Origin of the sequence: Chromobacterium vaccinii, assembly GCF_000971335.1 — a bacterium.
Classification (GTDB): Bacteria; Pseudomonadota; Gammaproteobacteria; order Burkholderiales; family Chromobacteriaceae; genus Chromobacterium; species Chromobacterium vaccinii.
Window position 1 is genome coordinate 82304 of sequence record NZ_JZJL01000007.1, and the last position, 22854, is coordinate 105157.

Genomic DNA, 22854 nt, shown 5'->3' on the forward strand with positions numbered 1-22854 from the left:
GATTGTACTCAATTTGCGCCGGGACGGCCGGTTGCCGGGAAAGGGCAAAATCGGCGATAATCTCGCGGTTTTGCGACGGAGTGCCCCTGTCGCCAGCCGCATCGAGCGCGAGGGATGGACCGTCGTACCGGTTCCCAATAGTCTTGAGGTTTTACCTGCATGGTTACCCGCACCGAGCTTGCCAACGCTATTCGCTTCCTCTCCATGGACGCCGTGGAAAAAGCCAAATCCGGCCACCCGGGCGCGCCGATGGGCATGGCGGACATCGCCGAAGTCCTGTGGCGCGATCACCTGAAGCACAATCCGGCGAACCCGGACTGGGCCGACCGCGACCGCTTCGTTCTCTCCAACGGCCACGGCTCGATGCTGATCTACAGCCTGCTGCATCTGACCGGCTACGATCTCTCCATCGACGACCTCAAGAACTTCCGCCAGCTGCACTCCAAGACGCCGGGCCACCCGGAATACGGTTACGCGCCGGGCGTGGAAACCACCACCGGCCCGCTGGGCCAGGGCATCACCAACGCCGTCGGCATGGCGATGGCCGAGAAGATGCTGGCCGCCCAATTCAACCGCGCCGGCCATGAAATCGTCAACCATCACACCTACGCCTTCCTGGGCGACGGCTGCCTGATGGAAGGCATCAGCCACGAGGCCTGCTCGCTGGCCGGCACCTGGGGCCTCTCCAAGCTGGTCGCGTTCTGGGACGACAACGGCATCTCCATCGACGGCCACGTCGAAGGCTGGTTCAGCGACGACACGCCGGCCCGCTTCGAAGCCTACGGCTGGCAGGTGATCCGCAACGTCAACGGCCACGATCCGGCCGAGATCGCCACTGCGATCGCCACCGCCAAGAAGAGCGCCGACAAGCCGACGCTGATCTGCTGCCGCACCACCATCGGTTTCGGCGCTCCCACCAAGCAGGGCAGCCACGACTGCCACGGCGCGCCGCTGGGCGCCGCCGAGATCGCCGCCGCGCGCGATCTGTTGAAGTGGCCGCACGCGCCGTTCGAAATCCCGTCCGAGATCTACGCCGAGTGGAGCGCCCGCGACCAGGGCGCCGTCGCCGAAATCGAATGGAACAAGCGCTTCGACGCCTACCGCGCCGCGCATCCGGAACTGGCCGCCGAGTTCGAGCGCCGGATGGCGGGCGAGCTGCCGGCCGGCTGGGCCGAAGCCCAGGCCGCCGCCATCGCCAAGATCGCCGACGCCGCCCAGACCGTGGCCACCCGCAAGGCCAGCCAGATCGCGTTGGAAGCGTTCTCCCCGTCCCTGCCCGAGTTCGTCGGCGGCTCCGCCGACCTGACCGGCTCCAACCTGACCAACTGGTCTGGCAGCAAGTGGATAGACGGCGAAGGCAACGGCAACTACATCAGCTACGGCGTGCGCGAGTTCGGCATGGCCGCCATCATCAACGGCATGACGCTGCACGGCGGCCTGCGCCCGTACGGCGGCACCTTCCTGATGTTCAGCGAATACGCCCGCAACGCGCTGCGCATGGCCTCGCTTATGAAGATCAACCCGATCTTCGTGTTCACCCACGATTCGATCGGCCTCGGCGAAGACGGCCCGACCCACCAGCCGGTGGAACAGACCGCCACGCTGCGCTACATCCCCAACCACCACGTCTGGCGTCCGTGCGACACCACCGAGACCGCGGTGGCCTGGGCGCACGCGATCGAGCAGAAAACCACCCCGTCCAGCCTGGTGCTGAGCCGGCAGAACCTGCCCTTCGTCGCCCGCGACGCCGCGCAGACCGCCGCGATCAAGAAGGGCGGCTACGTGCTGCGCGACGCGGCCGGCGCCAAGGCCGTGCTGATCGCCACCGGCTCCGAAGTGGAGCTGGCGCTGAAGGCGCAGGAAACGCTGGCCGCCGAAGGCGTGCCGGTGCGCGTGGTGTCCATGCCTTGCACCAATGTGTTCGACGCCCAGGACAAGGCCTGGCAGCAGAGCGTGCTGCCGGCGGGCCTGCCGCGCGTGGCGGTGGAGGCCGGCCATCCGGACTTCTGGCGCAAGTACGTCGGCCTGGAAGGCGACGTGGTCGGCATCGACCACTTCGGCGAATCCGCGCCGGCCGGCCAGCTGTTCAAGGAGTTCGGCTTCACCGCGGAAAACGTGGTCGCCAAGATCCGCGCCGTTCTGCGTTAAGACGTAAACAGACCACCGGTTCTCCGGTGGTCTTTTTTTGCCGTGTCATGTAGTGACGCCACTACATTCAGTGCCCTGGAGAAGAGAGAAGCATGACCATCCGCCTCGCCATCAACGGTTACGGCCGCATCGGCCGCCAAGTTCTGCGCGCCATCTACGAAAACAAGTTGCACGACGACTTCAAGGTGGTGGCGGTCAACGCCTCCGGCGACCTGAACATCAATGCCCACCTGACCCAGTTCGACACCGTGCACGGCCGTTTCCCCGGCAGCGTCGAGCAGGATGGCGAACACCTGATCCTGAATGGCGACAAGATTCCGTTCTTCAGCACCCGCAACCCGGCCGAGCTGCCGTGGAAGGCGCTGGAGGTGGACCTGGTGCTGGAGTGCACCGGCGCCTTCACCAGCAAGGAAAAGTGCCAGGCCCATATCGACGCCGGCGCCAAGAAGGTGCTGATCTCGGCGCCGGGCGGCGACGACGTCGACGCCACCATCGTCTACGGCGTCAACCACGACACGCTGACGCCGGAGATGACCGTGGTGTCCAACGCCAGCTGCACCACCAACTGCCTGGCGCCGGTGGCCAAGGCGCTGAACGACGCGATCGGCATCAAGAAGGGCCTGATGACCACCATCCACGCCTTCACCAACGACCAGGTGCTGACCGACGTCAAGCACAAGGACCTGCGCCGCGCCCGCTCCGCCACCGACAACATGATTCCCACCAAGACCGGCGCGGCCAAGGCCGTCGGCCTGGTGCTGCCGGAACTGAAAGGCAAGCTGGACGGTTTCGCGGTGCGCGTGCCCACCATCAACGTGTCGCTGGTGGACCTGACCTTCACCGCGATGCGCGACACCTGCAAGGACGAGATCAACGAGATCCTGCAAGGCGCGGCCAACGGCAGCATGAAGGGCATCCTGGGCTTCAACACCCTGCCCTTGGTGTCCGGCGACTTCAACCACACCGAGGAAGCGTCCACCTTCGACTCCACGCTGACCAAGGTGACCGGCGGCAACCTGGTCAAGGTGCTGGCCTGGTACGACAACGAGTGGGGCTTCAGCTGCCAGATGCTGCGCACCGCGCGCGCGATGTTCGGCCGCTGAGGCGGGCGGCGCGAAACGGCGGGGCGGGCGGCGATTTCATGCCATTCGCCCTGTTGTTTTGTTACATGGCGCGCGCAAAAAATTTGATTGGTGTTAAAGTGACGCCGCCTGATTGGCATACACTGCCGGATAGGGGCGATCATCGGTCCGCGCGCCCAGCGCGCCGGATACGGCGGCAGCGGACGGGAAATTTTGCGACAGCCCGCGCGTCGAAAAGGATTGCCCGTGGTTTCGTTCCAGCCTGTTCCGCAAGACCGGCGGCCCGCCGCTTGCCGGACCGTTCCGCATCCAAACCGAGTGAGTGAAACGATGAAATTCAACAAACTCTCCGAACAGAATCTTTCCGGCAAGCGCGCGCTGATCCGCGTGGACATGAACGTGCCGCTGAAGAACGGCGTGATCGGCGACGACACCCGCATCCGCGCCAGCCTGCCTACCATCGAACACTGCCTGAAGGCCGGCGCCGGCGTGCTGCTGATGACCCACCTGGGCCGCCCGACCGAGGGCGAGCCGAAGCCGGAAGACAGCCTGGCGCCGGTGGTGGCCCGCCTGTCCGAGCTGTTGGGCAAGCCGGTGGGCCTGATCGCCGACTTCCACGCCGGCGTCGAGCTGGCGCCGGGCGAGGTGGCGATGCTGGAGAACGTGCGTCTGAACAAGGGCGAGAAGAAGAACAACGACGAGCTGGGCCGCGCCTACGCCGCGCTGTGCGACGTGTTCGTCCACGACGCCTTCGGCACCTCGCACCGCGCCGAGGCCTCCACCCACGCGGTGGCCAAGTTCGCGCCGGCCGCCTGCGCCGGCCTGCTGCTGTCGGCCGAGCTCGACGCGTTGGGCAAGGCGCTGCAAGCGCCGGCCCGCCCGCTGGTGGCCATCGTCGCCGGCTCCAAGGTATCGACCAAGCTGACCATCCTGGAAGCGCTGGCCGACAAGGTGGACCAGCTGATCGTCGGCGGCGGCATCGCCAACACCTTCCTGCTGGCCGAGGGCAAGGCCATCGGCAAATCGCTGGCCGAGGCCGAACTGGTGGAAGACGCCAAGCGCGTGATCGCCAAGATCCGCGCCCGCGGCGGCGACGTGCCGCTGCCGGCCGACGTGGTGTGCGCCAAGGAATTCGCCGAGACCGCCGCCGCTGTCACCAAGCCGGTGAGCGAAGTGAGCGCCGACGACATGATCCTCGATATCGGCCCGGACTCCGCCAAACAGCTGGCCGCCATCATCGCCCAGGCCGGCACCGTGGTGTGGAATGGCCCGGTCGGCGTGTTCGAGTTCGACCAGTTCGGCAACGGCACCAAGACCCTGGCCCATGCCATCGCCCAGTCCAAGGCGTTCTCGATCGCCGGCGGCGGCGACACGCTGGCGGCGATCGCCAAGTACGGCATCACCGACGACATCAGCTACATCTCCACCGGCGGCGGCGCCTTCCTGGAATTCCTGGAGGGCAAGGAGCTGCCGGCGGTGGCCATCCTGGCCGAGCGCGCGGGTTAAAGGGAAGGATCGCATGGCGGCGTTTGCCGCCATGCGCTTGAGAATATGGATATTTTGGCGAACAGCGGGCGCACGACTGGCCGCCTGGGCCGGCCGCTCCGTTATACTGGCGGGTATCCCCCCAGCAGGAGAATGTGATGTCGCTGCAAACCTGGCTGTTGTTCGTCACCACCGTGTTCTTCGTCTCCGCCACGCCCGGCCCCAATATGCTGCTGGCGATGACGCACGGCATTCATTACGGCGTGCGCCGCACGCTGATGACCTGTTGCGGGCTGATGACCGCGCTGGGCCTGATCATGCTGGGCTCGGTGGCCGGGCTGGGCGCGCTGCTGGCGACGTCCGAGCTGCTATTCTCCATCGTCAAGTACGCCGGCGCGCTGTACCTGGTGTACCTGGGCGTCAAGACCTGGCGCAGCCTGCCGCAGCCGGTGGCCGAGCTGCGCGAGGACGACAGCGGCAAACACGGCCCGTGGGCCTTGTTCCGCCGCGGCTTCCTGGTGGCGATGAGCAACCCCAAGGCTTTCATCTTCTTCACCGCGCTGTTCCCGCAATTCATGAACGCGCATCAGCCGCAGGGGCCGCAGCTGGCCATCCTGGCGGCCACGTTCTACCTGATAGAGTCCTGCTGGCAGCTGAGCTACGCCAGCGGCGGGGCCCGGCTGGCGCGCTGGCTGAACAGCGCGCGCCGGCTGCGCCTGGTCAACCGCTTCAGCGGCGGGGCCTTCGTCGGCGCCGGCCTGTTGCTGACCGGCCTGTCTCGACAATAACCATCACGGCTGCCGATTCGCCATCGTCAGCCGTTTTTTTCGAACCGGCCCCGCGCAGCGCGGGGCTTCCCGAAGGAGAAACTCATGGCACTCGTTTCCATGCGCCAGCTGCTGGACCACGCGGCGGAATACAGCTACGGCCTGCCGGCCTTCAACGTCAACAACCTGGAACAGATGCGCGCCATCATGGAAGCGGCCGACAAAGTCGACGCGCCGGTGATCGTGCAGGCTTCGGCCGGCGCCCGCAAATACGCCGGCGCCCCCTTCCTGCGCCACATGATCCTGGCCGCGATCGAAGAATTCCCGCACATCCCGGTGGTGATGCACCAGGACCACGGCACCAGCCCGGACGTCTGCCAGCGCTCGATCCAGCTGGGCTTCTCCTCGGTGATGATGGACGGCTCGCTGAAGTCCGACGGCAAGACCCCGGCCGACTACGACTACAACGTCGGCGTCACCCGCACCGTGGTCAACTTCGCCCACGCCTGCGGCGTGTCGGTGGAAGGCGAGATCGGCTGCCTGGGCAGCCTGGAAACCGGCATGGCCGGCGAGGAAGACGGCGTCGGCGCCGAGGGCGTGCTCGACCATAGCCAATTGCTGACCGATCCGGAAGAAGCCGCCCGCTTCGTCAAGGACACCGGCGTGGACGCGCTGGCCATCGCCATCGGCACCAGCCACGGCGCGTACAAGTTCAGCAAGAAGCCCACCGGCGACGTGCTGCGCATCGACCGCATCAAGGAAATCCACGCCCGCATCCCCAATACCCACCTGGTGATGCACGGTTCTTCCAGCGTGCCGCAGGACTGGCTGAAGATCATCAACGAATTCGGCGGCGACATCGGCGAAACCTACGGCGTGCCGGTCGAGGAGATCGTCGAGGGCATCAAGCACGGCGTGCGCAAGGTGAACATCGACACCGATCTGCGCCTGGCGTCCACCGGCGCCATCCGCCAGTTCATGGCCAAGAACCCGGCCGAGTTCGATCCGCGCAAATATCTGGCCAAGACCATCGAAGCGATGCGCGACATCTGTATCGCACGTTACGAGGCCTTCGGCTCCGCCGGCCAGGCCAGCAAGATCAAGGCCATCAATCTGGACTCCATGGCCAATAAGTACCTGAAGGGCGAGCTCGCGCAAATCGTGCGTTGAGCGCCGGATGACGATGAATGAGGCCGGGCGGGCTTTGTAAGCAAGATGTAAAAGCGCTTGCAAGGCTTTGCCTGGGAAGCAATAATTCATTTGTCATTTCAGGAACGGGTTCCGTATGCATACTGGCGTAGGCTCATCCGAGCGACGCCGGTTGCCATGCCGACTGCCCTACCCGCCCTCGCGGCGGGTTTTTTTTTGCCAATGAACGATGTTTGCGCGCCGGCATTGGCCCGGCCCGGCGGTTTGCATACACTGCCGGTATTCGGATCAAGAATCAGGAGGGACCCATGAAATTGAGCCTGCTGTATTTCGCCCGGCTGCGCGAGACGCTGGGCGTGGAGAGCGAGCAGCTGGACAGCGAGGCGGCCAACGTGGCCGAGCTGCTGGCCGAGCTGCGCCAGCGCGGCCAGGTATGGGCGCTGGAGCTGGCGGCGGACAAGGTGTTCCGGGTGGCGGTGAACCAGGAGATGGCGAGGCCGGACACGCCGCTGGCCGATGGCGACGAAGTGGCGGTGTTTCCGCCGGTGACCGGGGGCTGAGATGACCGTCAACCATATCCGGGTGCAGGCCGAGGACTTCGATGTCGGCGCCGAGGTGAGGCGCTGGTCGGCCAATCCGGCCTGCGGCGCGGTGGTCAGCTTCACCGGCCTGGTGCGCGACTATGGCGACCGCCAGGATGTGGTGGCGCTGGAGCTAGAGCATTATCCGGGCATGACCGAGAAGGCGCTGGCCGACATCGTCTGCGAGGCGCGCAAGCGCTGGTCGCTGAAGGGGGTGACGCTGATCCACCGCGTCGGCCGGCTGGCGCTGGGCGACGACATCGTGCTGGTGGTGGCGGCCAGCGGCCATCGCCGCGACGCCTTCGAGGCCGCTTCCTTCCTGATGGACTATCTGAAGCGGCAGGCGCCGTTCTGGAAATGCGAAATCCTGGCCGACGGCAGCCGCCACTGGGTGGATGCCAAGGCCAGCGACGAGGCGGCGGCGGCGCGCTGGGACGATCCGGCCGGCCAAGCTTGATCGGAGATTGCGAAGGGGGTTGGGCATGACGATGGACGTGATCGACTACCAGGTGTTCGGCGACGACATGCAGTACGTCGAGGTGGATCTGGACCCGGGCGAGGCCGCGGTCGGCGAGGCCGGGGCGCTGTACTACATGCAGGACGGCATCGCGATGGACACCGTGTTCGGCGACGGCTCCGGCCGCGACGGCGGCGTGCTGGGTTCGCTGCTGGGCGCCGGCAAGCGGCTGCTGACCGGCGAGTCGGTGTTCACCACGGTGTTCGCCAACCAGTCGCACGGCCGGCGCAAGGTGGCCTTCGCCGCCGCCACGCCGGGCAAGATCGTGCCGGTGCATTTGCTGGAGCTGGGCGGCGTGCTGTACGCGCAGAAGGACAGCTTTCTCGCCGGCGCCAAGGGCGTCAGCCTGGGCCTGGCCTGGCAGAAGCGCATCGGCACCGGCCTGTTCGGCGGCGAGGGCTTCATCATGCAGAAGCTGGAGGGCGACGGCTACGTGTTCCTCCATGCCGGCGGCGCGCTGACCGAGCTGCAGCTGCAGCCGGGCGAGACGGTGCGGGCGGATACCGGCTGCGTGGTGGCCTACCAGCCCAGCGTCGATTTCGACATCGAATATGTCGGCAAGCTGAAGAGCGCGCTGTTCGGCGGCGAGGGGCTGTTCTTCGCCAAGCTGACCGGCCCGGGGCGGGTGTGGCTGCAATCGCTGCCGCTGTCGCGGCTGGCTGACCGCATCGTCGCCGCCGCGCCGCGCGCCGGCGGGGAATCGAAAGAACAGGGCTCGCTGCTGGGCGGCCTGTTCAGCGACAAGAACTAGGGCGCGTCAACTGGCCCGGGCTGGCGGCGCCAGCCGTCCAGCCGGTAATGGCGGGCGCCGTCGGCGAGCGGTTCGGACGCCAGCAGCGCCACTTCCTCCAATGGCAGAGCCAACGGCGGCAGCGCCTGTTCCGGCAGCGGCCGCGCCAGGCGGCGCAGCAAGGTCAGGTGCGGGCGGTAGGCTTGCGTCTCGATGGCCAAACCCGCCGCGCGCAGCTCCGTTTTCAGTCGCTCCACCCACGCGCGCAGCGCCGGCGGCGGATGGGCCGGTCCGCACCAGCCCACATCGCGCCAGCTGCCGCAGCCGTCCAGAACGATGGCGGGCGGCAGATTGGCCGCCGCCCGTTCGGCGCAGTCGGCGGCTTGTTGCAGCCGCAGCGGCGTCAGTTCTCCCAGGAAAACCAAGGTCAGATGCAGCTGGGCCGGGGCAAGCGCGCGGCCGCCGGCCTGTCGCCGCAAGCTTTCCTGCCATGCCTGCAACTTGGCCAGGCATTCCGGCGGCGGCAGGCAGGCCAGGAAGGCGCGCATGCCGGCCTCAATCCTCGTGGCGGATCAGCGCCTGGCGGCGCTTGACGAAGCCGCGCACCCGTTCGTTGTCGTGCGGCAGCCAGTGCAGCAGCTCGCGCAGGCTCTGCATCTCGCCGGCGTAGTCCTGGCCGGCCTCCTGCCGGTTTTCGGCGATGCGCAGCAGCATCGCGCAGCCGTACAGGCCCAGCCGGCAGTTCAGCGTCCGCATCGCCTCGCCGTGCAGCATCGCGGCGGCGGTTTCCAGCTTGCCCTGGTTGGCCTGCTCCAGCGCGGCGCGGCTCTTGTCCTGCAGCTCGGCGTAGGCGGCGCGCGCGGCGTCGCCGCAAGCCGGCCGCGGCGCGGCCACTTCCAGCAGGCTGCCCAGCTCGTGGCGGCTGTCGGCGAAGCGCAGCGCGATGGATCGCGCCCAGTCCGGCGCGCTTTCGGCGCCGTGCCCGTCGGGCAGCTTGGCCGCCGCCGACAGGAAACGCAGCGCGCTGCCGAAATCGGTTTCCGGCGCGCTTATCCATTCCGCGGCTTCGGCCAGGTGGGTTTCGGCCTGTTGCGGTCGCTGCTGGGCCAGCGCGGTCAGCGCGCGGCACACCGCCATCGTCAGCGGGCCGCCGGGCAGCTCGCCCTGGCGCGCGGCGATGTCGTGCTGCAGCCGGTCCAGCTGTTGGGTCTGGCCGCTTTCGCAGCGCGCCTGCAGCAGGTCCACCATCGCCTCCGGGCCGAAGAAGCTGTTGCCGCGGCCGATGTCCACCGCGCGCTGCAGCGGCTCCACCGCCCGCGTAGCGTCGCCGCTGCGCAGCAGCGAGGTGCCGTAGTGGTGCAGCCGGTTGAAGTTGCGCGGCGAGATCGCCACCGCCTTTTCCAGCGCGCCGGCGGCGTCCGAATACTTGCCGTCGTCGGTCAGGTTCTGCGCCAAGAGGTCGTAGGCCTCGGTGTAGCGCGGGGCTTCGGCGATCACCTGGTCCAGCAGCGTATTGGCGCCGCCGCCGTCGCCCTGCTCGGACAGGATGCGGGCGACGCCCATCTTGGCCCAGGGCAGCTCATCCTTGGACAACACCTCGCGGTAGAGCCGCAGCGCCGCCTCGTGCAGCCCTTCGCGCGCCAGCAGCTCGCCGCACAGCCGCTGCGCGTCCAGCCGCCGCTGGCGGCTGTCGGCCTCGGCGATCAGCCCGCCCAGGGTCTGGATCGCCTGCTCGGTCTTGCCCTTGTCCAGCAGCCGGTGCGCCGGGGAGAGGAAGGCCTTGCGCCGGGCGGCCGCCTCCAGCCGATCCAGCAGCTGCTGGGTGGTGAAGGGTTTGAGGATGTAGTCGTCGGGGACCAGCTCGGCGGCGCTGGCCACCTGGCCGTAGTTGCGCTCGCCGGTGATCATCACCCACAGCGTGGACAGCGGCAGCGCGCCGGAGCGCCGGGTCGCCTCCAGCAGCTCTTGGCCGTTCATGCCCAGGCCCAGGTTGTAGTCGCACAGCACCACGTCGTAGCGGCGGCCGCGCAGCCGGTTCTGCGCCTCGCCGGCGTGGCTGGCGGTTTCCGACTGGGTGACGCCGCCCATGGCCAGGATGGCGCGTATGCCCTGGGACATGCTGTGGGCGTCGTCCACGATCAGCACCGTGGTGTTTTCGTCGAATGCCATATCGCCTCTCGCGTTGGCCGGCGCGCCGGCGGAAGGGTTGCCGGGCGGGTTTATTCGCAGTCGGGGTTCAGCGCGTGCAGCCGGCGCAGGAAGCCGCGCACGCGCTCGTTGTCTTCCGGCAGCCAATCGATCAGCCGCTGCACCTGGCGCTGCGCCTCGGCGAAGTCGCGGTTCGCCTTGTGGCGGTTTTCGCAGTTGCGCAGCAATAGCGCGCAGGCGTTCATGCTGATGCGTTCGTTCAGCGTTTCCTGCGATAGCTGGTACAGCATCGTGGCGGCTTCTTCCAGCTTGCCGTTGCCGGCCAGCTCCACCGCCTTGTTGCTCTCCTGCTGCAGCGTTTCGTAGGCGTTTTCGATGGCGGCGTGGCCGGCTTCGTGTTTGTGGGAGATTTCCAGCAGCGTGCCCAGTTCGTGGCGGCCGTCGGCGAAGCGCAGCGCGATGCCGTGGCCCCATTGCTGCGGCAGCTCGTTGCTCAGCTCGGCCGGCAGCCGCACCGCGGCGGACAGGAAGCGCTGGGCGGAGGAGAAGTCGGTTTCGCGGGCGCGCAGCTCGCCGGCCACGCCCTGCAGCTGGGCCAGCGCGTCGCTGGGCCGCTGCTGGGCCAGCGCGGTCAGCGCGCGGCACACGGCCATCGTCAGCTTGCCGCCGGGCAGCTCGTCGATGCGGCCGGCGATCTCCGCCTGCAGCCGGTCCAGCTGCTGGGTCTGGCCGCTCTCGCTGTAGGCCTGCAGCAGGTCCACCAGCACGTCGGGGCCGAAGAAATTGTTGTTGCGGCCGATTTCCACCGCCCGCTGCAGGTAGTCGGCGGCCTTGGACGGGTCGCCGCAGCGCAGCAGCGCGGTGCCGCAGCTCTTCAGCCGGTTGAAGTTGCGCGGCGAGATCGCCACCGCCTTTTCCAGCACCACGGCGGCGGTCTGGTACTGGCCGTCGTCGATCAGGTTCTGCGCCAAGAGGTCGTAGGCGTCGGTGTAGCGCGGCGCGTCGGCGATGATCTCGCGCAGCAGCGCGTTGGATTCCTGGCTTTCGCCCTGCTCGGCGACGATGCGGGCGACGCCCATCTTGGCCCAGGGGATCACGCGCTGGGTCAGCAGCTCCTGGTAGATGGTCAGCGCCTCGCCCTGGCGGCCCTCGTTGACCAGCAGCTCGGCGGCCAGGCGCTTGGCGTCCAGCCGGTACTGCGCGTTCTGCGTCTCGCGCGCCAGTTGCAGCAGCACCTGTATCGATTGCTCCACCTTGCCCTGGGCCAGCAGCTTGTGCGCCGGCGCGAGGAAGGTCTTGCGCTGGCCGGCCAGGTTCATCCGGTCCAGCAGCAGCTGGGAGGCGAACGGTTTGAGGATGTAGTCGTCGGGAGCCATCTCGGCGGCGGCCACCACCCGTTCGTAATGGCGCTCGCCGGTGATCATGATCCAGATGGTGGACAGCGGCAGGTTGCCGCCCTTGCGCATCGCTTCCAGCAATTCCTGGCCGTCCATGCCCTCGCCCAGGTTGTAGTCGCACAGCACCACTTCGTAGTGCTTGCCGCGCAGCCGGTTGCGGGCCTCGCTGGCGTTGCTGACGGCTTCGGAGCGGGTGATGCCGGCCATGGACAGCATGGTGCGCAGCCCCTGGCGCACGGTGTGGGAGTCTTCGATGATCAGTACGGTGGTGTTGGCGTCGAATTGCATGGCGGGTGCCGGCGCGGGGCCGGTCTCAGACGATATCCAGGTGGTCTATGCCTTCCAGCGGGTCGCGGTTGCGCGCGCTTTCGCTGTACAGCTTGATTCTCAGGCGCAGGTCGTTGATCGAGTCGGCGTTGCGCAGCGCATCCTCGTAGGTGATCAGCTCGGCCTCGAACAGCTCGAACAGCGACTGGTCGAAGGTTTGCATGCCGGCCTCGCGCGAGCGCCCCATCACCTCTTTCAGCCCGGCGATCTCGCCCTTGAACACCATGTCCGACACCAGCGGGCTGTTGAGCAGGATCTCCACCGCCGCCACCCGGCCGCTGCCGGATTTGTGCGGCACCAGCCGCTGCGAAATGATGGAGCGCATGTTCAGCGACAGGTCCATCAGCACTTGCTGGTGGCGTTCCTCGGGGAAGAAGTTGAGGATGCGGTCCAGCGCCTGGTTGGCGTTGTTGGCGTGCAGCGTCGCCAGGCACAGGTGGCCGGTCTCGGCGAACTGCAGGCCGTAGGCCATGGTTTCCCGATCGCGGATCTCGCCCATCAGGATCACGTCCGGCGCCTGGCGCAGCGTGTTCTTCAGCGCGATTTCCCAGCTCTCGGTGTCCACGCCGATCTCGCGCTGGGTGACGATGGATTTCTTGTGGGTGTGCACATACTCGATCGGGTCTTCGATCGTGATGATGTGGTCCTGGTTATGGGTGTTGCGCCAATCCACCAGCGCGGCCAGCGACGTGGATTTGCCCGAGCCGGTGCCGCCGACGAAGATCACCAGCCCGCGCTTGATCAGCGCGATGTCCTTCAACACCTCGGGCAGGGTCAGCTGGTCGAAGGTGGGGATGTCGGTGTTGATCTTGCGCAGCACCATGCCCGCCATGCCCTGCTGGACGAAGGCGCTGACGCGGAAGCGGCCGACGCCGGGCGGGTTGATCGCGAAATTGGCTTCCTTCTTGGCCTCGAACTCTTCTGTCTGGCGGTCGTTCATCACCGCGCGCACCAGCTCCTTGCTTTGCTGGGCGGTCAGCGCCTGCGGCGCCACCGGGGTGATCTTGCCGTCTATCTTCATCGCCGGCGGAAAGTCGGCGGAGATGAAGATGTCGGAGGCGTTCTTGCCTGTCGCGTGCTTGAGCAGGTCTTGGATGAATTTGGAGGCCTGGTCTTTTTCCATGGCGGCGTTTCCTGCGTGAGCTGCTGATACAGTCTAGCCCGCTATCGTCGCGGCGGGCGCTCGCGGCCTTCCTCCGCGGCGGCGGGACTCAGAACGCGTCCTTGTTGCTGGCCTTGGCCCGCGCCTCGTTCGGCGACACCATATTGCGCCGGGTCAGGTCGGCCAGGCACTGGTCCAGCGTCTGCATGCCGTGCTGCTGGCCGGTCTGTATCATCGAGTTGATCTGGGCGATCTTGTTCTCCCGGATCAGGTTGCGGATGGCCGGCGTGCCTATCATGATCTCGTGCGCGGCCACCCGGCTCGAGCCGTCCTTGGTCTTCAGCAGCGTTTGGGCGATTACCGCCCGCACCGATTCCGACAGCATCGAGCGCACCATTTCCTTTTCGCCGGCGGGGAACACGTCGACGATCCGGTCTATGGTCTTGGCCGCGCTGCTGGTGTGCAGCGTGCCGAACACCAGATGGCCGGTTTCGGCGGCGGTCAGCGCCAGCCGTATCGTCTCCAGATCGCGCAATTCGCCGACCAGGATCACGTCCGGGTCTTCGCGCAGCGCGCTTTTCAGCGCATTGGCGAAGCTGTGGGTCTGCAGGCCCAGCTCGCGCTGGTTGATCAGGCTCTTCTTGCTTTCGTGGACGAACTCGATCGGGTCCTCCACGGTAAGAATGTGCGAGAAGGCGTTTTCGTTGACATAGTCGATCATCGCCGCCAGCGTGGTCGACTTGCCGGAGCCGGTGGGGCCGGTCACCAGCACCAGGCCGCGCGGGTAGTTGGCGATGTCCTGGAAGATGCGCGGCGCGGACAGCTGCTCCAGCGTCAGCACCTTGCTGGGAATCACCCGGAACACCGAGGCCATGCCGCGGTTCTGGATGAAGGCGTTGACGCGGAAGCGGGCGATGCCGGGCAGCTCGAACGAGAAGTCGCACTCGTAGGTGTCTTCGAAGGTTTTGCGCTGGTAGTCGTTCATGATGTCGTACACCATGTCGTGCACGTCATGGTGGTCCAGCGGCGGCAGGTTGATCCGGCGGATGTCGCCGTTGACCCGTATCATCGGCGGCAGGCCGGCCGACAGGTGCAGGTCGGAAGCCTTGTTCTTGACGGTAAAAGCCAGGAGCTCGGAAATTTCCATATAATTCTCCACTATGCATAGTCGCCCGCCGGTTTCCCGTTGGCATGGCCGGATACGCAATCCATTGTATGCGCTTGCCGGGCGGCCGGATATCCCCGCCGCGTCCACGCCGGGCGCTTCACGGAAATGAAAACGACATGACCGATTCCCTTTCTTCCCGACTGCAGCAGGTGCGGCTGCGGCTGGACGCGGCTTGTGCCGCCGCCGGCCGCGAGCCGGGCGCCGCGACGCTGCTGGCGGTCAGCAAGACCTTTCCCGCCGATGACTTGCGCGCCGCCTATGATTGCGGCCAGCGCGCCTTCGGCGAGAACTATGTGCAGGAGTTGCAACAGAAGTGCGAGGCGCTGGCCGGCCTGGATATAGAATGGCACTTCATCGGGCCTCTGCAGTCGAACAAGACCCGCGTCGTCGCCGAGCGCGCGCACTGGGCGCACTCGATCGACCGGCTGAAGATCGCCGAGCGGCTGTCGGCGCAGCGCCCGGACGTTTTGCCGCCGCTGAACGTCTGCGTGCAGGTCAACGTGTCCGGCGAGGACAGCAAGAGCGGCTGCGCACCCGAGGAGGCCGCGGCGCTGGCGCGCGCGGCGGCGGCGCTGCCCGGGCTGCGCCTGCGCGGCCTGATGTGCATTCCGGAACCGACGCAGGACGCCGCCCGGCTGGCGGCGCAGTTCGCCAGGCTGCGCGGCCTGCTGCAGCAACTGAACGCCGAGGGGCTGGCGCTCGACACATTGTCGATGGGCATGTCGGCCGACCTGGAGGCGGCGGTGGCCGAAGGCGCCACGCTGGTGCGGGTGGGCTCGGCCATCTTCGGCCAGCGCGACTACCAACATTGAACATCCCGGTTTCCGGCGCGCGCCGGAGCCGACGCATACACAAGGGGACGCTATGCGGATCACATTCATCGGCGGCGGCAATATGGCCGGCGCCATCATCGGCGGACTGGCCCGCCAGGGCGGCCACCGCATCCACGTGGTCGAACATCAGCAGGACAAGCTGGACCAGCTGGCGGCCGACTTCGGCGTCAGCGGCGGCCAGGCTCTGCCCGAGCGCTTTTCCGCCGACGACGTGGTGGTGCTGGCGGTGAAGCCGCAGCAGCTGCGCGAGCTGTGCCTGGCGCTGGCGCCTGTGCTTAACGGCGCGTTGACGGTGTCGATCGCCGCCGGCATCCGCCTGGATGCGCTGGCGCGTTGGCTGGGCAGTCGCCGCATCGTGCGGGTGATGCCCAATACTCCGGCCATGGTCGGCAAGGGCGTGTCCGGCTTGTACGCGGACGCCGCGGTGTCCGCCGCCGACCGCGAGGCGGCCGAGACCGTGATGCGCGCCGCCGGCCTGACCGTGTGGCTGGCCGACGAGGCCGGCATCGACGACATCACCTGCGTGTCCGGCAGCGGCCCGGCCTATGTGTTCTATTTCATTGAAAGCATGATAGAGGCCGGCGTGAAAGCCGGCTTCAGCGAAGTCCAGGCGCGCGAGCTGGCGCTGGCGACGTTCGACGGCGCGGTGGAGCTGGCGCGGCAGAGCCCGCTGCCGGTGGCCGAGCTGCGCCGGAACGTGATGTCCAAGGGCGGCACCACCGAGCGCGCGATCGCGCGCTTCGAAGCCGAAGGCGTCAAGGCGGCCATCGTCGCCGGCGCGATGGATTGCCGCGACCGCTCGATCGAGATGGGCCGCGAACTCAGCCAGGAGTGATGCCGCATCATGTTCGTTTCTACCTTGCAATCCCTGATCCAGATTCTGACCGACCTGTTCGCGCTGGTGCTGGTGCTGCGATTCTACCTGCAGGTCGCCCACGCGCCGTTCAAGCACCCCTTGTGCCAATTCGTGGTGGCGGCCACCAACTTCCTGGTGCTGCCGACGCGCAAGCTGGTGCCGTCGGTGCGCAGCTACGACACAGCCACCCTGCTGCTGGCCTGGCTGGTGTGCATGCTGGCGCGGGTGCTGATGGTGCTGCTGTGGTGGCGGCCGGAGATCTTCGCGCTGCCGCAGGCCTGGATGGTGCTGTCGCTGTGGTCGGTGCTGGCGGTGTTCCAGCTGTCGCTGAAGCTGCTGCTGGGCGCGGTGATCGTCCAGGCGGTGCTCAGCTGGGTGAATCCCTACAATCCGCTGGCGCCGGTGCTGGACAGCCTGACCCGGCCGTTCCTGCGGCCATTCCGCCGCGCGGTGGTTGGCGGCGTGGACTTGGCGCCGATGGCGCTGTCGGTGATCGTCTGGGTGATCCTGGCGGCGCCGGTGGCTTGGCTTGAAGCAGTGTTCTTGACCCAACTCAATGTCATGGGATGATAAAACAGGTTATTTGTCATACTTTTGACAATGGCCGCCTGTCCGGGCGGCCACGTGAAACGCGATAGGGAGAACCACGATGAAAAAAACCTTGCTCGCCGCTCTGCTGCTGGGCGCCGCCGCCGCGCCGGCGATGGCGAACATGCAGCTGGCGCAGAAATATAGCTGTACCGCCTGCCACACGGTGGACAAGAAGCTGGTCGGCCCCGCGTACAAGGATGTGGCCAAGAAATATGCCGGCGACAAGGGCGCCGAGGCCAAGCTGATCGCCAAGGTGAAAAACGGCGGTTCCGGCGTCTGGGGGCCGATCCCGATGACCCCGCATCCGAATATTCCCGACGCTGATCTGAAGGCGCTGGTGAAGTGGGTGCTGAGCCAGAAATAAACACCGGTGTCCGGCTGTAATGAGGCAAGTCCGCAACGGATTTGCCCGAATTCAAAGGCGGCTTTTGCCGCCTTTGAACTTGTAAGGGGGCCAGGGGTCGAAACCGGCATTCCCATTATATTTCTGCCAATTCGGGCGGACTTGTTATCGGTACTGAAACGGGCTATATAAAATGTTAGTGCAATCGGTGATTATTGGGATTTCGCGCTGAATACAGTTGCGCAAACATTTGCCCGCCGGTAATCTTCTCCGCCTGTTGCCAACTCTGCTGGAAGCACCAAACATGGCCAAGCTGACCGAACAGGATATCCTCAACTGGGAAGGCGATGATTACATGAACGCCGACCACCTTGAGTTTTTCAAGGAACGGTTGTTGCAAATGCAGCAGGAGTTGCTGGTAAACGCCAACGCCACTGCCAACCACCTGCAGGAACAGGAAGCCACGCCTGATCCGGCCGACCGCGCCACTCTGGAAGAAGAGTACGCGCTGGAGCTGCGCACCCGCGACCGCGAGCGCAAGCTGCTGCAAAAGATCCAGGCGTCCATCCGCCAGATCGATGACGGCTCCTACGGCTTCTGCGAAGACACCGGCGAACCCATCGGCCTGAAGCGGCTGATGGCCCGTCCGACCGCCACGCTGTCGGTCGAGGCGCAGGAGCGCCGCGAACGGATGAAGCGCCAGTACGCCGACTAAGCGTCGCCTCTTCCCGACATCAAGCGCCACCGCCGCAAGGCCGTGGCGCTTTTTGTCTGGCGGTTGTCACCCGCGGACAAATCCGGTTATCTTGCTGCTATGCAGAAAACGACATAGCCACAAGGGACTACCGCATGCAACGCCAGACCGACGACGTCAGAATCCGTGAAATCAAGGAACTGCTTCCTCCGATCGCCCACCTGTACGAACTGCCGATCAGCGAATCGGCGTCCGAGCTGATCTACAACACCCGTCGCGAGATCTCGGCCCTGCTGCGCGGCGAGGACGACCGGCTGCTGGTGGTGATCGGCCCCTGTTCCATCCACGACGTCGACGCCGCGGTCGAGTACGCGCAGAAGCTGGCGCCGCTGCGCGCCGCGCTGGCGGACGAGCTGGTGGTGGTGATGCGGGTCTATTTCGAGAAGCCGCGCACCACCGTCGGCTGGAAGGGCCTGATCAATGACCCGCACCTGAACGAGTCCTACGACATCAACGCCGGCCTGCGCATCGCGCGCCGCCTGCTGCTGACGCTGAACAGCCTGGGCATGCCTGCCGCCACCGAATTCCTGGACATGATCACGCCGCAGTACTTCGCCGACCTGATCAGCTGGGGCGCGATCGGCGCCCGCACCACCGAAAGCCAGGTGCACCGCGAGCTGGCCTCCGGCCTGTCCTGCCCGGTGGGCTTCAAGAACGGCACCGACGGCAACCTGAAGATCGCCGTCGACGCGATCCGCTCGTCCAGCGTGCCGCACCATTTCCTGTCGGTGACCAAGACCGGCCATTCCGCCATCGTCTCCACCGGCGGCAACCCGGACTGCCACGTGATCCTGCGCGGCGGCAAGGAGCCCAACTACTCGGCCGAGCACGTGCGCGCCGCCGCCGCCGAGCTGGCGGCCGTCGGCCTGCCGCAGAAGCTGATGGTGGACTTCAGCCACGCCAACAGCCGCAAGGACTATCGCCGCCAGATGGAGGTCAGCGCCGATGTCGCCGGCCAGATCGCCGGCGGCGAGCGCGGCATCTTCGGCGTGATGGTGGAGAGCCATCTGGTGGAGGGCCGCCAGGACCAGAAGCCGGGCTGCGAGCTGAAGTACGGCCAGAGCATCACCGACGGCTGTCTGGGCTGGGACGATACCGAGAAGCTGCTGCGCCAGCTGGCCGACGCGGTCAAGGCGCGCCGCGCCGCCGCGTAAGCGCCAGCCGGTTTCGGCCGCCCGATGCCCCGCCTTGGCGGGGCATCGTCGTTTCCGCTTCGCCTCAGGGCGCCGAAACCAGGCGGTCGGCCATCGCCTTCAGCGCCCGCATCTGCAGTCCGCTCTTCCAGGCGTAGGCCGGGCCGGTGTAACCGAACCAGTCCCAGCAGCCCTGAGGATTGGCCGCCGAGGTGGTGGTCTGCGGATACAGCACCAGGATGCGGTTGCTGTCGGCCCAGTTGTTGTAGCCGGCATGGGCGTAGAAGGCGTCGCCCACTTTGCCGGCGTACTGCTGGCAGCCGTGCAGCGCGATGTGCACCTTGCAGGCTTCGCCTTCGGCGCAGGCGCGCGGCACGTAAACAAAGCCCTCGTCCGCCAGGCTGCTGCCGGCGGCGGCGTAAGGCTTCTGGTTGAAGCGGACGATGCGGCCGGTCAGCGCCGAGGCTTTGGCCTGCAGCGCGCCGTAGATGTGCTGCAGGATCAGGCCGGCCTGGTCGTAGCCCTGGCCCTGCCAGCTGCAATGGTTGATGTAGGGAGAAGCGGTGGCGCCGCAGTCGTTGCCGTAGGCCGGGGTGATCTGGGCGTGGCCGGCCGGCAGCTGCTTCTGGTAGGCGATCTGCGCCGCCGGCACGCCCGCCAGTTGGAAGAAGGATGCGGCGGCGTCCACCACCGGGGTGCGGACCGTGTTGTCCTGGGTGCCGCTGAACAGGTACACCCGGCGCTTGGCCAGATCGGCCAGCGGATCAATGCGGCCGGCGGCGGCGAACTGCTTGGCGCTGGCCAGCAGCTGAGCCGGCTGGGGCGGCGGGCCGGCCATGCAGGCCACAGTGCCGGGCAGCGAGCCCTGGGCACAATAGTAGGGGCCGCCGGCCACCACGCCGGCACCGACCACCGACGCGGAATAGGCGACCTGGTACTGCGCCGCCATGAAGGCGCCGGACGACAGGCCGGAAACCGACGACTGCTTGGCGTCGCCATGGAAGGCGGGCAGCGGATCGGCGGCCCAGGCCGCCAGCGGCAGCGCGGCGGCCAGGCACAGCAAGGATTTGAGTTTCATCAACGCTCCTTGGAAGCATGCCGGCGCGGCCGGCGGGATGGGAAGGCGGAAAACGGCGAGCGGGTGTTCATGATGAAAATGGCAAATCATCGCGCAAATGGCAATGACAATTGTCGATTTTTCGTCGGAGAGGCGAAGCGGACTGCCCGGCAAGGCGCCGAGCCGCCTGCTTTCCAGGCCGGGGCCCGCGAGGCCCCGGCGGACGCGGCTTAGCGCGCGGCGGCGGCGGTGGAGCCGCCGATCAGCTTGGCGATGGACTGAGCCAGCGCGGCGTTGGGCAGCGCGAAGAACAGGCCGCCGCGGCCGTTCTGGGAGCTGGCGCAGTCGCCGGATAGCGCGCCTTCCTGGTTCATGTCGCCGAAGATCGCGTAGGACGCGCCGCCGCTGGTGCTGACGCCGATCTTGGCATGGTTGTAGTTTTTGCCGGGGCCGCCCTTCAGCGAGAAGGTCTGGCCCTGCCAGCTGCCGGAGGTGGCGATGGCCACCGGACCCGGGGTCGGCAGGCGGCTGTCCCAGCAGGCCGGCTTGCCTGGCTTGGCGGTGCTCGGGATGGCGGTGCTCTTGCCGCTTTCCCACCAGGTGGCGGCGCGCAGGCCGATCCCTCCCAGCTCTGCCGAAACCAGCTGCCACGGCGGCACTTGCAAGGCCGACGGCTTGGAAATCAGCGTGACGCCGCTGGACAGCTTGCTGACTTGCGGCGTCGCGCTGTCAGACTTCTGCCCCAGCTGGCTCACCGCGTTCTGGATGTCGGCCGGGCCGCCGTTCCTGACGATCTGCGGGTTGCCCGGATCGGTGACCACGCTGGCGTTGGCCAACCCTTGCAGCACCGCCAGCACGTCGGCGCGGCTCAGCTTCAGCGAGAAGAAGTGCTGGCTGACTTCCACGTCGTTGTCGGCCACGCAACCCAGGGTGTTGCCGTCGCTGGTGCGCGGAAACTGGGCATTGCCGGAGGCCGGCCACGACGGCGTGCTGACCTGCATCACCACGCCGTTGCCCTGCGCGTCCCAGGCCAGCACCCCCTTGGAGTGGCCCCAGGGCGCCAGGCAGGCGTTGCCGGAGCACCTGGCGATGGCGGGATCGTCGTAGAACTGGTCGTTCCACACCACGTAGTTCAGCGCGCCGTTGTAGATCTGGCCGAAGGTGGCGCCTACCGGATCGGCCGGAGTGTCGCCGACGCAGCCGTTGCCCTGGGCGAGGCTGGGCTGGCTGCTGCTGGCGTAGATGTACTGCTGGCTGTAGCTGCCGGCGCTGGTATAGCCCTGCGGCGCGCCGCCGAACTGGCAGCGGTTGACCGGCGCGGCGCCGCCGCAGCCTGGGAAGGAATAGGCGTTGAATTTGAAGGCGAACCACCAGTCGACAGGGTGGCTGGCGTCCAGCAGCGGCGACGGGGCGGCGTGGCTTTGCAGCGCGGCGGCGGCGAGCGCCAGGCTCAGGCAGGCGCGGCGCCAGGATGACAGGGTGGGCATGGCATTTCTCCTGTGATAGGTATTGTTAAGAACGAGCCGCGAGAGCGGCCGCGCCATGCTGATTGAGTATTGTGTGGAGAGTTTTAAGGCGAACGTCACCGCAACACTCGTTAACCAAGTGTCAACTTATCCACAGATCCATGGGTTTTGCCGAGTTACCCACATTGCGGCAAGCGATGGGAAAAACAGGTAAAATAGACAAATGCGCGAACTCGATACTCTGATCGTCTCCAGACCCGGCATCACCCCATCGCGGGGTGAGGGGGAGGAGTGCGCGCGCATCCCGGGAGCCTAGCTCCGTCCCCTCAAGCCCCGCCGCATGCGGCCGGGCTTGTCTTGTTGGCATCAAACGCCCAGCCGTCGGCATGTCTCGACATGGAGTTTTTTGACAATGACGCAAAACATCTACGACACCCCTGAGTTTTTCCATGGCTACAGCCAGTTGAACCGTTCCGTCCACGGCCTGGCCGGCGCGCCGGAATGGCCCAGCCTGCAAGCGTTGCTGCCGGAGCTGGCGGGCCGCGCGGTGGCAGATCTGGGCTGCGGCTACGGCTGGTTCTGCCGCTGGGCGCGCGAAGCCGGCGCCGGTTCGGCGCTGGGCCTGGATGTTTCTGAAAAAATGCTGGCCCAGGCCGCGGCGATGACGGCCGACGACGCCATCGAATACCGGCGCCAGGACCTGGAAACGCTGCAATTGCCGCCAGCCGCCTTCGATCTGGTCTACAGCTCGCTGACCCTGCATTACATCGCCGACCTGGCCGGCCTGCTGGCCGCCTGCCATCAAGCGTTGAAGCCGGGCGGCCGCCTGGTGTTCTCGATCGAGCACCCGATCTTCATGGCCGCCCGGCAGCCGCAATGGCTACAGGACGCGCAAGGACAGCGGTGCTGGCCGGTGAGCGGCTACCAGGACGAGGGCCCGCGCGTCACCCACTGGCTGGCCGAGGGCGTGATCAAGCAGCACCGCACCATCGGCACCTTGCTCAACCAGGTGATGGCGGCAGGCTTCACGCTGCGCCACGTCGAGGATTGGGGGCCCAGCGCCGGGCAGGTGGCGGCGATGCCGGAGCTGGCGGAGGAAAGGGAGCGGCCGATGCTGCTGCTGGTGGCCGCGCAGCGTTAGAGCCTGTTCAATGTCTGCTGCGCGTCGTGAGGGGCAACACGGCGAGTACCGCTGCAGAAGGCTCATGTGCCGCATGTAC

Annotated in this window: 22 protein-coding genes; 15 read left to right on the top strand and 7 right to left on the bottom strand. The window is 66.8% G+C overall.

The window, feature by feature from the left end; all coding sequences use genetic code 11:
* The first annotated feature begins 159 nt into the window (after positions 1 to 159).
* The 8 genes from tkt (at position 160) to VL52_RS05295 (ending at position 8480) form a co-directional block, all read left to right on the top strand.
* The gene (gene tkt, locus VL52_RS05260; RefSeq protein WP_046156050.1) at positions 160 to 2148 is read left to right on the top strand and encodes a transketolase; all 1989 of its coding nucleotides are present in this window, start codon (positions 160 to 162) and stop codon (positions 2146 to 2148) included.
* Between the two features lie 92 nt (positions 2149 to 2240).
* Complete coding sequence (gene gap / locus VL52_RS05265; RefSeq protein ID WP_046156051.1) at positions 2241 to 3251, top strand: type I glyceraldehyde-3-phosphate dehydrogenase; 1011 nt, start codon at positions 2241 to 2243, stop codon at positions 3249 to 3251.
* A gap of 309 nt (positions 3252 to 3560) precedes the next feature.
* Positions 3561 to 4736: a phosphoglycerate kinase gene (locus tag VL52_RS05270; RefSeq protein WP_046156052.1), complete on the top strand. Its 1176-nt coding sequence runs from the start codon at positions 3561 to 3563 to the stop codon at positions 4734 to 4736.
* 137 nt (positions 4737 to 4873) lie between these two features.
* Complete coding sequence (locus VL52_RS05275) at positions 4874 to 5503, top strand: LysE family translocator (RefSeq protein ID WP_021475430.1); 630 nt, start codon at positions 4874 to 4876, stop codon at positions 5501 to 5503.
* A gap of 84 nt (positions 5504 to 5587) precedes the next feature.
* Positions 5588 to 6652 (top strand): class II fructose-bisphosphate aldolase, encoded by a 1065-nt coding sequence (gene fba, locus VL52_RS05280; RefSeq protein WP_046156053.1) that lies wholly within the window; start codon positions 5588 to 5590, stop codon positions 6650 to 6652.
* 287 nt (positions 6653 to 6939) lie between these two features.
* Positions 6940 to 7191, top strand: a complete 252-nt coding sequence (gene moaD, locus VL52_RS05285; protein WP_046156054.1) for a molybdopterin converting factor subunit 1 — start codon at positions 6940 to 6942, stop codon at positions 7189 to 7191.
* A 1-nt stretch (position 7192) separates the two neighbouring features.
* Complete coding sequence (gene moaE / locus VL52_RS05290) at positions 7193 to 7669, top strand: molybdopterin synthase catalytic subunit MoaE (RefSeq protein WP_046156055.1); 477 nt, start codon at positions 7193 to 7195, stop codon at positions 7667 to 7669.
* A gap of 25 nt (positions 7670 to 7694) precedes the next feature.
* Positions 7695 to 8480 (top strand): TIGR00266 family protein, encoded by a 786-nt coding sequence (locus tag VL52_RS05295; RefSeq protein WP_046156056.1) that lies wholly within the window; start codon positions 7695 to 7697, stop codon positions 8478 to 8480.
* On the opposite strand, the gene thpR is transcribed toward VL52_RS05295, so the two are convergent.
* From thpR to VL52_RS05320, 5 genes are all read right to left on the bottom strand, one after another.
* Positions 8477 to 9007 carry an RNA 2',3'-cyclic phosphodiesterase gene (thpR, locus tag VL52_RS05300; protein ID WP_052717382.1) on the bottom strand — a complete coding sequence of 177 codons (531 nt, stop codon included), beginning with the start codon at positions 9005 to 9007 and terminating at the stop codon, positions 8477 to 8479. The genes VL52_RS05295 and thpR overlap by 4 nt on opposite strands.
* Positions 9008 to 9014: 7 nt before the next feature.
* The gene (locus VL52_RS23130; RefSeq protein ID WP_052717381.1) at positions 9015 to 10628 is read right to left on the bottom strand and encodes a response regulator; all 1614 of its coding nucleotides are present in this window, start codon (positions 10626 to 10628) and stop codon (positions 9015 to 9017) included.
* 50 nt (positions 10629 to 10678) lie between these two features.
* Positions 10679 to 12292 carry a response regulator gene (locus VL52_RS05310; protein ID WP_046156057.1) on the bottom strand — a complete coding sequence of 538 codons (1614 nt, stop codon included), beginning with the start codon at positions 12290 to 12292 and terminating at the stop codon, positions 10679 to 10681.
* A 25-nt stretch (positions 12293 to 12317) separates the two neighbouring features.
* Entirely contained in the window at positions 12318 to 13454 is a 1137-nt protein-coding gene (locus VL52_RS05315) for a PilT/PilU family type 4a pilus ATPase (RefSeq protein ID WP_046156058.1), read from the bottom strand.
* Between the two features lie 88 nt (positions 13455 to 13542).
* Positions 13543 to 14580, bottom strand: a complete 1038-nt coding sequence (locus VL52_RS05320; protein WP_046156059.1) for a type IV pilus twitching motility protein PilT — start codon at positions 14578 to 14580, stop codon at positions 13543 to 13545.
* Between the two features lie 137 nt (positions 14581 to 14717).
* Here VL52_RS05320 and VL52_RS05325 point away from each other — a divergent pair, with 137 nt between their 5' ends.
* From VL52_RS05325 to aroG, 6 genes are all read left to right on the top strand, one after another.
* Positions 14718 to 15413 carry a YggS family pyridoxal phosphate-dependent enzyme gene (locus VL52_RS05325; protein WP_046156060.1) on the top strand — a complete coding sequence of 232 codons (696 nt, stop codon included), beginning with the start codon at positions 14718 to 14720 and terminating at the stop codon, positions 15411 to 15413.
* 52 nt (positions 15414 to 15465) lie between these two features.
* Positions 15466 to 16269: a pyrroline-5-carboxylate reductase gene (gene proC / locus VL52_RS05330; RefSeq protein WP_046156061.1), complete on the top strand. Its 804-nt coding sequence runs from the start codon at positions 15466 to 15468 to the stop codon at positions 16267 to 16269.
* Between the two features lie 9 nt (positions 16270 to 16278).
* Positions 16279 to 16860: a YggT family protein gene (locus VL52_RS05335; RefSeq protein ID WP_046156062.1), complete on the top strand. Its 582-nt coding sequence runs from the start codon at positions 16279 to 16281 to the stop codon at positions 16858 to 16860.
* A gap of 79 nt (positions 16861 to 16939) precedes the next feature.
* Positions 16940 to 17245, top strand: a complete 306-nt coding sequence (locus VL52_RS05340; RefSeq protein ID WP_046156063.1) for a c-type cytochrome — start codon at positions 16940 to 16942, stop codon at positions 17243 to 17245.
* 283 nt (positions 17246 to 17528) lie between these two features.
* Complete coding sequence (dksA, locus tag VL52_RS05345; RefSeq protein ID WP_046156064.1) at positions 17529 to 17939, top strand: RNA polymerase-binding protein DksA; 411 nt, start codon at positions 17529 to 17531, stop codon at positions 17937 to 17939.
* A 134-nt stretch (positions 17940 to 18073) separates the two neighbouring features.
* Positions 18074 to 19132 (top strand): 3-deoxy-7-phosphoheptulonate synthase AroG, encoded by a 1059-nt coding sequence (gene aroG / locus VL52_RS05350; protein WP_021478431.1) that lies wholly within the window; start codon positions 18074 to 18076, stop codon positions 19130 to 19132.
* 64 nt (positions 19133 to 19196) lie between these two features.
* Here aroG and VL52_RS05355 read toward each other — a convergent pair whose 3' ends face one another.
* Both VL52_RS05355 and VL52_RS05360 read right to left on the bottom strand, forming a co-directional pair.
* Entirely contained in the window at positions 19197 to 20189 is a 993-nt protein-coding gene (locus tag VL52_RS05355) for an extracellular catalytic domain type 2 short-chain-length polyhydroxyalkanoate depolymerase (protein WP_046156065.1), read from the bottom strand.
* Positions 20190 to 20398: 209 nt separating this feature from the next.
* Positions 20399 to 21655 carry a deoxyribonuclease II family protein gene (locus tag VL52_RS05360; protein ID WP_046156066.1) on the bottom strand — a complete coding sequence of 419 codons (1257 nt, stop codon included), beginning with the start codon at positions 21653 to 21655 and terminating at the stop codon, positions 20399 to 20401.
* 391 nt (positions 21656 to 22046) lie between these two features.
* Here VL52_RS05360 and VL52_RS05365 point away from each other — a divergent pair, with 391 nt between their 5' ends.
* The gene (locus VL52_RS05365) at positions 22047 to 22775 is read left to right on the top strand and encodes a class I SAM-dependent methyltransferase (protein WP_046156067.1); all 729 of its coding nucleotides are present in this window, start codon (positions 22047 to 22049) and stop codon (positions 22773 to 22775) included.
* Positions 22776 to 22854: the final 79 nt, after the last annotated feature.